We start from the raw sequence: 632 nt of genomic DNA on the forward strand, positions 1-632 counted from the left end.
CGCCGCGGTGCTGAACCCGGGAACGCTGATCTGCGGCAGATCGAAGCCCTCGAAACCGATCGGCGGCAACGTCAACGACGGGATGCTGAACCCGGGCACCGTGACCGGCGGCAGATCGAAGCCAGTGATGCCGATCGACGGCACCGTCAACTCCGCCGTGCTGAATGCGGGGAAAGCGATCCGCGGCAAGTTGAAACCCTCGACGCCGAACGGCGGAATCGTCAGGGAGGGGATATTGAAAGCAGAAAGGCCGACCGACGGGATCTGGTAGGCCCCCATGGGATCGTCAGGATTGCTGATGGTGATGACCGGCAGCTGCATCGAGCTGATCTGCAGGCCCGGGAAGGTGAAGGAGCCGATCGCGCCACGAGTTACATTGCCGAGGGATATCTGGCCGACATCCCTGATGTAGACCCCGTAATCGGGGAGGATAGAACCGGTGGAAAGTCCAAGTACGGAAACCCAGTCGCTACCGGGCACATCGAAATTCGGGAAGCTGATCGTCGGAAGGGTCATTCCCGGGAAAGACACACCCGGCAGTTGCCATGCCGGGATCTGAATCAACGGTGTCGAGAAACGCGGGATGGTGATCTCCGGGGTAGCCAGCGCCGGCACTGTAATGACCGGGGTGT

Annotated in this window: 1 pseudogene; it reads right to left on the bottom strand. The window is 61.4% G+C overall.

Annotation, left to right across the window (positions count from 1 at the left end):
• Window positions 1–632, bottom strand: a pseudogene (locus tag BST27_RS32980) (PPE family protein); the annotation flags it as partial.

The organism is Mycobacterium intermedium, from assembly GCF_002086275.1.
Taxonomy (GTDB): Bacteria; Actinomycetota; Actinomycetes; order Mycobacteriales; family Mycobacteriaceae; genus Mycobacterium; species Mycobacterium intermedium.